The 12,676-nt window shown below is 62.1% G+C and carries 9 protein-coding genes; 5 read left to right on the top strand and 4 right to left on the bottom strand.

Annotation, left to right across the window (positions count from 1 at the left end; translation table 11 throughout):
- Window positions 1–40 precede the first annotated feature (40 nt).
- Together GRI69_RS08285 and GRI69_RS08280 are read right to left on the bottom strand one after the other, a co-directional pair.
- Window positions 41–1,333 (bottom strand): acyl-CoA dehydrogenase family protein, encoded by a 1,293-nt coding sequence (locus GRI69_RS08285; RefSeq protein WP_160727789.1) that lies wholly within the window; start codon window positions 1,331–1,333, stop codon window positions 41–43.
- Window positions 1,333–2,682, bottom strand: coding sequence for a phosphotransferase family protein (locus GRI69_RS08280; RefSeq protein ID WP_160727788.1), 1,350 nt, complete (start codon window positions 2,680–2,682; stop codon window positions 1,333–1,335). The genes GRI69_RS08285 and GRI69_RS08280 overlap by 1 nt, the downstream gene beginning before the upstream one ends.
- A gap of 102 nt (window positions 2,683–2,784) precedes the next feature.
- Here GRI69_RS08280 and GRI69_RS08275 point away from each other — a divergent pair, with 102 nt between their 5' ends.
- Both GRI69_RS08275 and GRI69_RS08270 read left to right on the top strand, forming a co-directional pair.
- On the top strand, window positions 2,785–3,192 hold the full coding sequence (locus GRI69_RS08275; protein WP_160727787.1) for a baeRF12 domain-containing protein: 408 nt from the start codon (window positions 2,785–2,787) through the stop codon (window positions 3,190–3,192).
- A gap of 131 nt (window positions 3,193–3,323) precedes the next feature.
- Window positions 3,324–4,343: a serine hydrolase gene (locus GRI69_RS08270; protein ID WP_160727786.1), complete on the top strand. Its 1,020-nt coding sequence runs from the start codon at window positions 3,324–3,326 to the stop codon at window positions 4,341–4,343.
- A gap of 95 nt (window positions 4,344–4,438) precedes the next feature.
- Here GRI69_RS08270 and GRI69_RS08265 read toward each other — a convergent pair whose 3' ends face one another.
- Window positions 4,439–4,711 (bottom strand): hypothetical protein, encoded by a 273-nt coding sequence (locus GRI69_RS08265; RefSeq protein WP_160727785.1) that lies wholly within the window; start codon window positions 4,709–4,711, stop codon window positions 4,439–4,441.
- Window positions 4,712–4,941: 230 nt separating this feature from the next.
- Here GRI69_RS08265 and polA point away from each other — a divergent pair, with 230 nt between their 5' ends.
- The 3 genes from polA to GRI69_RS08250 are packed head-to-tail and all read left to right on the top strand — an operon-like array spanning window position 4,942 to window position 10,206.
- Window positions 4,942–7,806, top strand: a complete 2,865-nt coding sequence (polA, locus tag GRI69_RS08260) for a DNA polymerase I (protein WP_160727784.1) — start codon at window positions 4,942–4,944, stop codon at window positions 7,804–7,806.
- Window positions 7,807–7,808: 2 nt separating this feature from the next.
- Window positions 7,809–9,113 (top strand): sensor histidine kinase, encoded by a 1,305-nt coding sequence (locus GRI69_RS08255; protein WP_160727783.1) that lies wholly within the window; start codon window positions 7,809–7,811, stop codon window positions 9,111–9,113.
- A complete protein-coding gene (locus GRI69_RS08250; protein ID WP_237453004.1) occupies window positions 9,088–10,206 on the top strand; it encodes a mechanosensitive ion channel family protein in 1,119 nt (372 codons plus the stop codon). The genes GRI69_RS08255 and GRI69_RS08250 overlap by 26 nt, the downstream gene beginning before the upstream one ends.
- Here GRI69_RS08250 and GRI69_RS08245 read toward each other — a convergent pair.
- Window positions 10,203–12,530: a CDC48 family AAA ATPase gene (locus GRI69_RS08245; protein ID WP_160727782.1), complete on the bottom strand. Its 2,328-nt coding sequence runs from the start codon at window positions 12,528–12,530 to the stop codon at window positions 10,203–10,205. The two genes, GRI69_RS08250 and GRI69_RS08245, sit on opposite strands and share 4 nt — an antisense overlap.
- Between the last annotated feature and the right edge of the window lie 146 nt (window positions 12,531–12,676).

Below are 12,676 nucleotides of genomic sequence, written 5' to 3'. Positions count from 1 at the left end.
TGGTCAAGCGGGAGTTCTGCGAACGACATGAGGATGCGGATCAACCGGCCGCAAACTCGCCCTTGCGCGGCCCCAGATAGCCGAACAGATATGCCCCCACTTTCCGCATCTGGATTTCCTCGGCGCCTTCGGTGATGCGATAGCGGCGATGGTGGCGGTAGATATGTTCGAAGGGCTTGTGCCGCGAATAGCCGATCCCGCCATGCACCTGCATCGCGCGGTCGGCGGCTTCGCACACCAGCCGGTTCGCCCAGTAATTGCACATGGAGACTTTGTCGGAGATCGTCTTCTCGATCTCCTCATGTGGCATGTTGTCCATCTGCCAGGCGGTCTTATAAATCAGCAGGCGGAGCATTTCGCACTGCGTCGCAAGCTCGACCAGCGGGAACTGGATCGCCTGGTTGCGCGCCAGTTCTTCGCCGAAAGGCTTGCGCTGGCGGGCATAACGAACGCTTTCCTCCACGCAGTACTGCGCCGCGCCGAGGCTGGAGGCGGCCTGCCGGATGCGATTCTGGTGGACGAAGCTCTGGGCCAGCGCGAGACCCCGGCCCTCCTCACCGAGGATCGCGCTGTCCGGCACCCAGACATTCGTGAACGACAGCCGCGGATGGTCGGTGGGCATGTTGAAAGTCCACATCCACTCTTCGATCTTCAGCCCTTCGGTCGGATTGGGCACGAGGAAGCAGGTGTTTCCCTTCGCATCGCCCGCCGTCCCGCCGGTACGGGCGAAAAGCGCGCAATGCGTGGCGACATGCATGCCCGTGATCCACATCTTCTCCCCATCGATCCGCCAGCCGGGGGTTCCGTCACGAACCTCGCGAACTGCGACGGTTTCCATGTGGGTGGCGTCCGAACCGTGATCGGGTTCAGTAAGACCGAAAGCGACGCGGCGCGTGCCTTCGAAGCCGCCGAGGATGAATTCCTGTTTCTGTTCTTCGGTCCCGAAGGTGTCGAACATGGCGACAAAGGGGAAGTTGCCGACGATCGAATGTTCGTTCTGGAGATCGTTGTGGAGGCCGAGCCCGCGCTGCGCGAACCGGTCGCGGATAACCGCCATCCAGAGGTTCGACCCGTCCTTGCCGCCATATTTCTTCGGCGCGGAGAAGCGCCAGTGGCCTGCCTCGTCAGCCACCTTGCGTGCCTGTCGCAGCAGCTCCTCCCATTCGCAGCTCGGCAGCCCGTCCCGATCCCAATCGGTCCGCGCATTCTCGCGGCGATGGTCGAAAAAGCGGATGTTGTCGTCCTTTCCGACCAGCGGTTCGATCTCGGCCTCGATGAAGGAAACCAGCTCGGCGTAGTAATCTTCGAGTTCCCGGGGGACGGCGAAATCCATCAATTCTCTCCCAACCATTTCCTGCGCGCGACTGCGAGCGCGGGGTATTTGGGCACGTCGGCCTCGAGCTTTTCCAGTGCATCGGCACGGAGCGTTGCGAGCAGTCCTGCGCTGTCCAGCGAAGCGTCTCCAGCCAGAAGCGCTGCGGCCAGATCGAGGTTCATTGTTCGCGGGAGCAGCGAATCGTCTCGTGCGATCATGCCGAGAGCGTTGCGCGCGACGGCGAGCTGGAAGCGATCGTGTCCTTCCATTCGGGCTTTGATCGTGCCGAGCCATTCGGAGACAGCCCGCGCGATCTCTCCGCTAGTGGCCTCTCCATGGCCCGGCCAGGCCGCATAAGGCGCGGTTACCGGCGCGGTTCGCTCGGCTTCCGGGGCTTCTTCTTCCAGCAGCAGCAACAGATCGAGTTCCTGCTCACTGGTCCGCCGCGAGATGACCACCCGTTCCAGCATCCGGTCATCGCCGCTGCGCCACATCTGCGCATTCCTCAGGCAGCCGAGCGCCCACCAGACCATGCGGTAGATCGTCCAGAAACGGAAACGTGCGCGATCGACCGGCCTGCCCCCGGCAGCCTCGTAGGCAGCAAAGTAGTCTTCAAGCGATCCCAGTCCCAGGGCCGGCCGTTCGTAAGCGCCGAAGCGCCAGACCGGCATGCAGCCGAAAGCGAGATCCTCATGCCAGTCGCCGAAATGCGCCAGCTCCCAGTCGAGTACGCCGGTGAGCCTTCCTTCCTCGACAAGCAGATTGCCGAGGCGAAAATCCCCGTGATTGAGCACCGGTTCGACCGGCGCCGGGCAATTGTCCTGCAGCCACTTCAGGCTGAGCGCCAGAATGGGGCGGTCGCCGCCCGCTTCCTCGAATTGTTCCCGGAGTTTCGCGATTGCCTCTCCGTAATTCATGACGGGAACGTCGGCGGGCACATCCTTGCGCGCGATTCCATGGATGTCGGCAAGTTGAGCTGCGCATTCCGCCAATAGGCGTTCCGGTTTGTCCATTCGCTGGATGGCTCGCGGATCGGGCGTGCCGGGAAGAGCGCGCATGATGAAACCGCTTCCTATGCCGTCCTCTCCTTGCAGTTCGACCACAACGTCCGGCGCTCGCACTCCTGCTCCGCCAGCCGCACGGATAAGGGCAGCTTCGGTATCGTGTCCGAAAGGTCGGTCTTCGAGGAACGACAGGCTTGGGGCCCGGCGCAGGACAAAGGGCTCCCTGTCCGCCTCGAAGCGCCAGCTTTCCATGGTCGCGCCGCCGGTCAGCCGGGCAAGGCCACCGGGCGCACCCATCCCGGCGCGGCCCAGCGCCCTGGTCAGTCCGGCTTGCAGCTGGCTCGCGCCATCGCTCTCTCCCATGGGCGATACTGTGGCGCATCGCAGATTGCCTCACAAGTCCCGGACCCCAGCCGCATCTCGGCCGTTGGTGAGGTGACACATCATCTTACCAAGGAGAACCCGATGAAACTGCCGCACATGGCTCATGTCGCAATCGTCGATGGCGAACACTTCACCGTGATGCAGAACAAGGGCCAGCCCTTCGAACCGAAACTCGAAGGCGCGCAGAAGCCGGACCTCACAGCCACGAATTTCAGCGCAGGTGTGAAGCATCAGGACGATATGGGCCAACGGACCAACTCGACCGATCTCAACGAACTCGCGCATGGCGCAGCCGCGGCCGAATGGCTGAACGCTAAGGCTATCGCTGGTGAACTGACCGACGTTCTGGTTATCGCCGACCCCAAGACGCTGGGGGAGATGCGCCGTCATTATCACACCGAGCTGCAAAAGCGTCTTGTCGGCGAAATCGACAAGACCGTGACCGGCGAACCGACCTCGAAGATCGAGCAGGTCATCGCCGCCGCCTGAGCGGTGACGAAACTTCCTTACCGGAAAAGGTGCCATCGTTGCCGCGACACCATTCGTCGCGGCAACACTTGCGCATGAATCCACTGATGCGTTAATGTCCTGACAACCATGAAATTGGTATTGGGATGGGTATGCGGATCAGATCACTAGCAAAACTGCTGACCATGGGGGCTCTTTCGCTTTCGCTGTCGGCACCGGGACAGGCACAAACCAAGGACTATAGCGCGCAGTTCGATCAGGTGCTCGGCACCGAAGTCCGCGCGCCCCAGAGCTTCGATGCGGTCTACGACAACGCGCTGGAGCAGCGGATCTCCCAATTGGCCGATGGATCGCGCGGGCGCATCGGCGTCTACGCCATCGATCTTTCGACCGGGCAGGAAATCGGCATTCTCGCCGACCAGCGCTTTCCCATGGCCAGCACCAGCAAGGTCGCGATCGCCGCTACCTATCTGGCCGGTGTCGATGCCGGGAAATGGAGCCTGACCAGCGAGTGGCGACTGCCCCGTCCGGGCGGCGCCCACCTTTCCGCTCGCCAGCATATCGATTTGATGATCAGCAAGAGCTGCAACGATTGCACCGATGCCTTGCTCGCGGCGGTCGGCGGGCCGCGCGCTGTCAACCAGTGGATGCGCAATGCTGGTCTGGAGGAGTTCGAACTCACTCGCGACATTGCCACGCTTATCCGCGAAGACGGCCGCGTCGATCCTGCATCCAGCGTAGATTTGCGCGATAGCGCCACGCCGCGTGCAATGGGTCAGCTTCTTGCCGGAATTTATCAGGGCAAGTGGCTTAGCACCTCTTCGCGTAACGTGTTGATGAACGCGATGCGGGCCACGACCACGGGCAAAAAGCGGATGCGTTCCGCGCTTCCGACAGGCGCGGGGCTGGCGCACAAGACCGGAACCCTTAGCCGCACCGCGAGCGATATCGGAATTTTCCACACGCCCGATGGACGCGCAATTGCCGCCGCGATTTACGTGACCGGCCAGAGCCCGTCGATGGCAGTCGAAAATGGAAACCGCAGCCGCAAGCTCGAAGCCCGCCAGATGCGCGATGCGCGCATTTCAACGATAGCGGGTGCGCTGTACCGGGGATTTGCCAGCCAGGACGATGATCGCCGCGTGTGGGCGGACGCCGATTACGGCGGCTAGGCGGTCAATCTCGTTTCAGACATGAAAAAAGGGCGGTGCCTTGCGGCGCCGCCCTTTCTTTTCGAAACGGTCAACCGTTTACGAAGCCTGCGATATTAGTCGACAGCAGCTTCGTCAGCGGTTTCGTCCTGGACGTCGGCTTCGACTTCAGCAGCAGCTGCGTCAGCTTCTGCAGCCATGTCTTCAGCGCCGGCTTCCAGTTCGGCGCCAGCTTCTTCAGCACCGGCTTCCATGGCTTCCATGTTGGCTTCGGTGTCGGCAGCAGCCGAATCAGCGGTTTCGCCAGCTGCGTCTTCGGTAGCTTCCGAGCAAGCGGCGAGCGAGAGAGCAGCGGCCGAAGCGGCGGCGAAGAGTGCGATCTTGCGCATAATGGTAATCCTTAAACAGCGAGTTCATGGTGCGAGAGAAGTGATCCCACCCCCTCACGCAAGGCCCGGCAATTCGGGCCTTACAATGTCTAAATAGTGGCCGGATTGTGGCATCGCAAGCGAATTCGCCATAGTTTCAGCAAAATTGCCGCATTTCCGCCATTTTTAGGTCACATTTTTCCGCCTCTTGCCGCTCCCCATGCACGCGACTCACTGCTAGTGCCGCTGGGATGGCCGACAAACAGCACCTCTATCTCGTCGATGGCTCCGCCTATATATTTCGGGCCTATCACCGCCTGCCTCCGCTCACGGATCCGGAAGGCACGCCGGTCGGTGCGGTTTACGGCTATACGACGATGCTGTGGAAGCTGGCCGATGATCTCGACAAGGCCGACGGTCCGACCCACCTTGCGGTAATCCTCGACAAGTCGAGCCATTCCTTCCGGAACGAGATCTACGATCAGTACAAGGCCAACCGCCCCGATCCGCCAGAGGATCTGGTGCCGCAGTTTCCCCTGATCCGCGATGCGACGCGTGCCTTCAGCCTTCCCTGCATCGAGGAACCCGGCGTGGAGGCGGACGACATAATCGCGTCCTATGCCCGGGCCGCCACGCGCAAGGGATGGGACGTGACAATCGTCTCGTCCGACAAAGACCTGATGCAGCTTATCGGCAAATGTGCGGACGAGGATCTGGAGCCGGGAGTCGAAACCGGCGGGTGCATCGACATGCTGGACACGATGAAGAGCCAGCGCATCGGGCGCGAGGAAGTGATCGAGAAATTCGGCGTCCCGCCCGAGAAGGTGGGCGACGTCCTCGCGCTGATGGGCGATTCGGTCGACAACATCCCCGGCATCTTCGGGGTCGGACCGAAAACCGCGAGCAAGCTGATCGTCGAACACGGCGACCTTACCGCCGCACTCGATGCCGCCGAGGGCATGAAGAAGAGCAAGCTCAAGGAACGCCTGATCGAACACCGGGCCAATGCGGAACTCAGCCGCGTACTGGTGACGCTGCGCGAGGATTGCGATCTTCCGGTCGAACTCGAAGACATGAAGCTCGGCGGCGTCCCGCCAGAACCTCTTTCGGCATTCCTCGAGAAGCACGGCTTCACCAGCCTGCTGCGCCGCCTCGAATCGGGCACTGGCAGCCCGAATCGCCGGACCGATCTCAATCCGCCCAAACAGCAGACCGCCGGGGCCGAAGCGAGCAGCCAGGGCAATGTGCAGCCGCTGCCGGAAATGCCTGCAGTGGATCGCAGCGCCTATGAGTGCGTCCAGACGATGGACCGGCTGGAGCATTGGATCCGGCGCGCAACCGACGCGCGGCTCGTGGCGGTCGATACGGAAACCAGCTCGCTCGATTGCATGCTGTGCGATCTTGTCGGTGTAAGTCTCGCGGTCGGCCCGAACGAGGCCTGTTACATCCCGCTGGGTCATGGCGGCAGCGACATGTTCGCCGAACGCCCGGCTCAGATCGAAATGGATGCGGCGCTCGCCGCACTCAGGCCGATGCTGGAAGACGATGCGATCCTCAAGATTTTCCAGAACGGCAAGTACGACCTGAACGTCCTGGCGAGACAGGGCATCATGGTATCGCCTATCGACGATACGATGATCATCAGTTTCGCGCTCGACGCCGGACGCAGCGAATCGGGTATCGGCGGAGGCCACGGGATGGACGAGCTTGCCGAACGCCACCTCGGGCACACCTGCCTCAGCTTCAAGGAAATCTGCGGGACGGGCAAGAAAGCGATCCCTTTCGGCGAAGTGCCACTGGACAAGGCGACCGAATATGCGGCCGAAGACGCGGATGTCACGTGGCGTCTGCACGCCCACTTGCGCCGGCGCCTGCCGATCGAGGGAGGCACGAAGATTTACGAGCGCGTCGACCGCCCGCTTGTCCCGGTGGTAGCCGGCATGGAACGACACGGCATCAAGGTGGATCGCGCACGGCTGGCAAAGCTTTCCAATGAGTTCGCCACGGAGACGGCAAGGCTAGAGGGCGAAATCCATATTCTTGCAGGCCAGGAATTCACGGTCGGCAGCCCGAAGCAACTCGGCGACATCCTGTTCGACAAGCTCGGCCACAAGGGCGGCAAGAAAGGAAAAAGCGGGCAATATTCGACCGATCAGTCGATACTGGAGCGCCTCTCGGCCGATGGAGCGGAGATCGCGGACAAGGTGCTCGAATGGCGGCAGCTTACCAAGCTGAAGTCGACCTATACCGACGCGCTCCAGCAGGCGATCAACCCGAGAACCAGCTGCGTGCATACGAGCTACAGCCTGGTCGGCGCGCAAACCGGGCGGCTTTCCTCGACCGACCCGAATTTGCAGAACATCCCGATCCGGACGGAAATCGGCCGCCAGATCCGCGAAGCCTTCGTGGCGGATGAAGGAAACGTATTGCTGTCAGCCGACTATTCGCAGATCGAGCTTCGTCTCGCCGCGCACATGGCAGACGTCGGCCCGCTGCGCGATGCCTTCGAAAAGGGAGAGGATATTCACTCTCGCACTGCAACCGAGATGTTCGGCGAAGTCACCCGCGACACCCGCGCGCGGGCCAAGACCATCAATTTCGCCATCCTGTACGGCATCTCGCGCTGGGGCCTTGCCGGCCGGCTCGGTGTCGAACCCGACGAAGCGCAGGCGATGATCGACACCTATTTCAAGCGTTTCCCCGGGATCCAGAAATACATCCTCCACACCCTCGAAAGCGTGCGTGAAAAGGGATATTCCGAGACGCTGTTCGGCCGAAAAACCTGGTTTCCGCGTATCAATTCGAAGAACCAGAACGAGCGTACAGGATCGGAGCGCGCGGCAATCAACGCCCCGATACAGGGTACCAGCGCCGATATCATCAAGCGGGCGATGGTGCGGATGGGGCCCGCCTTGGACCAGGCCGGATTGGGGCATGTCCGCATGCTGCTGCAGGTACATGACGAACTGGTGTTCGAACTTCCCGAAACCGATGTCGACGCGGCATCGAAGGTCATCGAGCGTGTCATGGCGAACGCACACAATCCCGCTGTGGTGTTGTTTGTTCCGCTGGGAGTCGATATCGGAACCGGCAGGAGTTGGGGAGCCGCGCACTAGTCATGGTCTGGAACCGCTTTCGCTGGGGAAGCAGGCTGCCCAACGCTGCCGTGCTGCTGTTCATCGCAGCGGCAATGCTCGGACTCATCTTTCTCGTCTTCCAGACGGTTGAATCCGAGCGTCAACAGCGTAGCCGGTCCCAGCTGACTGCCGAGATTATCGAGCAACTTGGCCGGGTCGATACCGCCACGCTGAACGGCGAGACCGGGCAGCGCGGCTATCTTATCACGCTCGACCGGCGCTACCTCGAGCCGTACAGCAAGGGCAGTGAGCAAATCGAGCCGACCTTGCGGCGGCTGCGCACACTCCTTTCAGACAATGCGACGACGAGGCAGCAGGAGCTTCTCGACGAGATCGATGCCCTGGCGCGTGCAAAATTCTCCGAGATGGAGAATACGATCATCCTGCTCGAAGACGGGCGACTTCTCGATGCAAGACGGGCCATCCTGACTGACGAGGGTCAGGAAACGATGGAAAGGTTGCGCCGGGCACTCGACGAGATGGAAGAGATCGAGCGCCGCCTGTTGGCCGAGCAGGCGGAAGAAACCGCCAGGATCGAAGGCCGTGTGCTGCCCTTGCTCGGCACATTGATCGCGCTGCTGCTGATCGCAATCCTGTTGGGTTCGCGTCTCGTTTCGCGTGCTGCCCGGCACCAGGCCGAAGCCGCACAGGCAGTGGTGGTTGGCGAGGCACGAGACCGTGCGGACCTTCTGGCACGGGAGTTGAACCACCGTGTGAAGAACCTGTTCGCCGTGGTTCTGGCGATCATACAGATGAGCGCCAAGGACAAGCCCGAAGCCAAGCCGGTCACCGATGCGATCGCGCAGCGTGTACGTGCGTTGCTGACCGCGCATGAGGTAAGCCAGGGCGAATTGGATCGCGAGCTTGCCTCGCTTGAGACGCTGATCGAAACGACACTCGCACCCTATCGGTCGCAGAGTCAGCCGGCGACGATCGGCGGCCCCGAAGTGCTTTTGCCCGCCAAACGCATCACACCCCTTGGTCTGGTTTTCCATGAACTGACCACCAATGCCGTAAAGTACGGGGCGTGGGCCAATGGCGGGCAGATCGACATCTCATGGAAATGGATCGGCGATTGTATCCACCTGACATGGCGTGAAAGCGGTGTGCCTGTAGAGAGACAGCCCGAACGCAAGGGGTTCGGAAGTCTCCTGATGGAAAGCGCGGCACGTCAATTCGGCGGCACGTTGACGCGGGAGTTCAAACCCGACGGGCTGGAGGTCACGATCGACCTCCCTTATGTCGAAGGGCGTACGCCCCTTGCAAGCCCTACCCCTGCTCCATAGTGACGATCACTTGATGCTCGAACGCTACCATCCCGATAATTGGCCGATCTCCCAGGAAGGCCTGATCCACATGCTGATTGCACTTGGCGGCGCACTGCTTGGTGCGTTGATCCTGCACTGGGTAGTGTTTGCGATCCTGCGCAGGATTACCCGCGCATCGACCAGCCAGATGGACGATGTAGTCGTCGAGAAAATCCGCAATCCCGTGCGCTGGGCGATGGTCGCTTTCGCCATCTCCATCGCCGCCGAGAACGATGCCCTGGTCGGCAATGGCTGGGACGTGTTTGCCCGCTTTCTCACGCCTGCCGTAGTCGGCTGGGCGGCGTTCGCCCTGGTAAAAGGCCTTGCCGCCGGATACGAGCGCCAGCTCGAACTGACCGGCGACGAGGTTGCCAACCGCGGCTATCGTACACGGATCGCCATTCTGTCCCGGACCGCCCGCGTGGCGATCGTCATCGTGACCATTTCGCTGATCATGCTGAACATCCCGGGCGTACGCGATGTCGGCACGACGATGCTGGCATCGGCCGGTCTGGCTGCCCTGGCAGTGGGTGCCGCTGCGCAGCCTGCTCTGAAATCTCTGATCGCCGGATTGCAGATGGCGCTGACCCAGCCGCTTCGGATCGGCGACCTCGTGAGGGTCGACGGGGAGACCGGGAGGGTGGAGGAAATCCGGATGAGCTATGTCACTGTTCGTACCTGGGACGAACGCGTTCTCGTGGTGCCTACCCTCCGGTTTCTCGACCAGAGTTTCGAGAATTGGTCACGCGTGAGCGAGAAACTCACCGGGCCGGTCATGCTCCATCTCGATCCGGCCGCCGAGGTCGAACCGATCCGGGAGGAATTCGAGCGGTTCGTGAAAGCACACCCCTTGTGGGATGGCCGCAACCTCGCCCTGCTGATGACCGAGGCCTATCCCGAGAGCATCGAGCTCCGCCTGTCGATGAGCGCCGACACGATCGGCGATCTCTGGACCCTGCGCTGCGAGGTCAGGGAGCACATGGTGACATGGCTGAGGCAGAACCAGCCCGGCGCGCTGATCCGCCACCGCCTCGAGGTGGAGGCGGCGAACCAGCGGGCCATGCAAGGCTAGCTTTTCTCGGTGCCGTGCTTGGCGTCACGGGTACTTTCGACCATGCCTTCGTGGATGAAACCGATCGGCTGGACCTCTGCCGCTCGCTTTTTCAGCTCCCCGCGCATCTTCTTGTATTCGGCTTCCATCTGGCTGGTTACCGTGGCGCGGCTGTCCTCTAGCGCTTCGGCGAAATCGGCGGAGGTAACCTCCTGCACATCGCCGCCAGCGCGTTTCAGGGCGTTCAGCCCTGCCCGCCGGACCACATCCTCGAGGTCGGCGCCGGTGAAGCGCTCGGTCTTGCCAGCGATATCGCCGAGATCGACGTCCGCGGCCAATGGCATGTTCTGCGTATGAATCCCAAGTATCTGCGCCCGTCCCGCCTTGTCGGGCGTGCCCACATAAACCAGTTCATCGAACCGGCCCGGGCGTAACAGGGCAGGATCGACCAGTGTCGGGCGATTGGTCGCGCCAATGACCACGACGGATTGGAGCTCTTCCAGCCCATCCATCTCGGCTAGAATCGTATTGACCACCCGGCCCGTGACCTGCGGCTCGCTCTGCCCGCTTCCGCGGGCGGGGACCAGGCTGTCGATCTCGTCGATGAAGACGACGCATGGAGCCACTGCGCGAGCCCGCTTGAACATACGTGCGATCTGCTGCTCGCTCTCGCCATACCATTTGGACAGCAAATCGCTCGATTTCATTGAGATGAAGTTCGCTTCGGCTTCCTTGGCCACTGCCTTGGCCAGCAGCGTCTTGCCCGTGCCCGGCGGGCCATAGAGCAGGAAACCCTTTGCAGGCCTGATCCCTAGCCGATGGAAGGCGTCGGGGTTCTTCAGCGGGAGCTCGATGCCTTCCTTCAGCTTCTCAACGGCATCGCCGACTCCGCCAATGTCGGACCAGCCAACATTGGGCACCTGGACCATCACTTCGCGCATCGCGCTGGGCTGGACACGCTTCAGCGCCGAAAGGAAATCCTCGCGGCCGACGTAAAGTTCGTCGAGCACTTCGGTCGGAATGGTGCGCTCATCCAGGTCGATCTTGGGCATGATCCGGCGCACCGCATCGATTGCCGCCTCACGCGTCAGGGCGGCGATATCCGCGCCGACAAAGCCGTAAGTCGCCTTGGCAAGCTCCGCCAGGTCGACCTTGTCGCCGAGCGGCATACCGCGGGTGTGGATACCCAGGATTTCTCGGCGGCCCTTCTCGTCGGGTACACCGATGACGATTTCGCGGTCGAACCGGCCCGGCCTGCGGAGCGCCTCATCGATCGCTTCCGGACGGTTCGTTGCCGCGATAACCACCAGGTTCGAGCGCGATTCCAGCCCGTCCATCAGCGTCAGCAATTGCGCGACAAGGCGCTTTTCTGCCTCGCCGGGCACGCGATCACGCTTGGGGGCGATGGAATCGATCTCGTCGATGAAGATGATCGCAGGCGCGGCCTTGGTCGCCTGCTCGAACACCTGCCGCAGCGCCTTTTCGCTGTCGCCATAGCCAGAGCCCATGATTTCGGGGCCGTTGATGGCGAAGAAATTGGCATCGCTTTCGTTGGCTACTGCCTGAGCCAACCGGGTTTTGCCGGTTCCGGGAGGACCATGGAGCAGCACGCCCTTGGGCGGATCGACGCCGAGCCGTGTGAAGAGTTCGGGATAGCGCAGCGGCAGTTCGACCATTTCGCGCAGCGCCTGAATGGTATCCTCGATCCCGCCGACATCGTCATAGTTCACTACTGCACGCGCATCGCGCGGTGCCTCGAACTCGGCGCGCAGTTCGACTTCGGTATTCTCGTCGATATGGACGATGCCCTTGGGGCTCGTCGAAACGACCGAGAGGCGAATCTGGGTCAGCGCATAGGCTGGCGCATTGAACATGCGGCGCACTTCGGGCGGCATGTTCTGGACAGGCTGCTGGCCAGTGGTGGCCACCAGATCGCCTGCAGTGAGAGGCTTGCCGGCAAAATTGCGCTTGAGCGCCTGTGCCGGGCCCTGCAGCCGCATGTCGCGATTGGCGGGGGCGAAGACGACGCGCGTGGCGGGACGCGACTCGGCGGCCTTCACCTTGACGTGCTCGCCCGAACCGACTTCCGCATTGCCGCGCTGGAGCCCGTCGAGCCGGATGACCTCGATCGACTGGTCCTCGTCATAGGCGGACATGGCGATGGCCACGGTGGCACGCTTGCCGACGATTTCCACCGGGTCGCCCTCGGTGATGCCGAGCGCCTGGAAGGTGGAGCGCGGCATTCTGGCAATGCCCCGACCGCTCTCTTCCTGTCGTGCCGCGGCGACCTGCAGCCTGACTGTCTTATCCTCTACCGCCGTCGTCGCAGCATCCGCATCGGCCATCTGGGGTAACTCCCTCGCAATTTCGTGCAATTTCCGCCCCGCAGATGGGGACGGGTGACAGACATGCAATGAGCGAGAGGGCTTGGGGGTCCGCAACTGAGAGGCTGGCGGACAAGAAAAAAGCCCGGCTGGCGAACCAACCGGGC

This window comes from Qipengyuania vulgaris, assembly GCF_009827325.1.
In the GTDB taxonomy this organism is placed as follows: domain Bacteria; phylum Pseudomonadota; class Alphaproteobacteria; order Sphingomonadales; family Sphingomonadaceae; genus Qipengyuania; species Qipengyuania vulgaris.
This window is presented reverse-complemented; position numbering and strand designations above follow the sequence as displayed.